This is a genomic window from Streptomyces capoamus, from assembly GCF_014654935.1.
Taxonomy (GTDB): Bacteria; Actinomycetota; Actinomycetes; order Streptomycetales; family Streptomycetaceae; genus Streptomyces; species Streptomyces capoamus.
In genome coordinates, this window is the sequence record NZ_BNBF01000089.1 from 1 (window position 1) to 986 (window position 986).

The 986-nt window shown below is 68.8% G+C and carries 1 protein-coding gene; it reads right to left on the bottom strand.

Going from position 1 to position 986, the window contains the following annotated elements:
• On the bottom strand, window positions 1-969 hold a 969-nt coding region (locus IE312_RS37920), incomplete at its 3' end, for a condensation domain-containing protein (RefSeq protein ID WP_368860046.1).
• Between the last annotated feature and the right edge of the window lie 17 nt (window positions 970-986).

A 986-nucleotide genomic window follows, 5' to 3' on the forward strand; every position in this document is an offset into this window, starting at 1 on the left:
CTCGGGGTTGTTCTGGAGGGCGAGCATGACCTGGAACAACGGATGCCGGGACGCGGTCCGCTCCGGCCGCAGCACCTCCACCAGACGCTGGAACGGCACGTCCTGGTTCTCGAAAGCAGCGAGGTCGCCCTCCCGCACCCGGGCCACCAGCTCACCGAAGACCGGATCACCCGACACATCGGTCCGCAACACCAGCGTGTTCACGAAATAACCGACCAGGTCGTCCAGCGCCTCGTCCGTACGCCCCGCCACCGGCGTCCCCAGCACAATGTCCGTCCCCGCACCCAGACGCGACAGCAACGCCGCCAGCCCCGCCTGCAACACCATGAACAAACTCGCACCCGACGCCCGCGCCACACCCAGCAGACCCCGATGCACCCCGGCCGGAACACACACCCGCACCGTCCCCCCACCAGCACCCAGAACCGCCGGACGAGAACGGTCCACCGGCAGCACCAACTCCTGCGGCAACCCCTCCAGCGCACCACGCCAGAACTCCAGCTGACCCGCCAGAGCACTGCCCGCGGCACCCTCCTCCCCCAGCACCTCCGCCTGCCACAACGCGTAATCCGCGTACTGCACCGGCAACTCCGGCCACACCGGAACCCGGCCCTCCAGCCGCGCCCCGTAAGCAGCCGACACATCACGCGCCAACGGCACCAACGACCAGCCGTCCGCCGTGATGTGATGCATCACCAGCAGGAGCACACACTCGTCCACCGCACCCGGCACACCGAACAACGACGCACGCAACGGAAGATCGACCGCCAGATCGAACGGACGCGCCACCTCACGCGACAACGCCCCCGCCAGCTCACCCTCTCCCACCACCACGAACGGCAGCTCCACCTCCACCGACGGCAGCACCACCTGCCGCGGCACGCCATCCACCTCCGCGAACACCGTCCGCAGACTCTCGTGTCGCGCCACCACATCACCCAACGCCGCCCGCAGCACACCACGATCCACAGCACCCGTGAGACGGA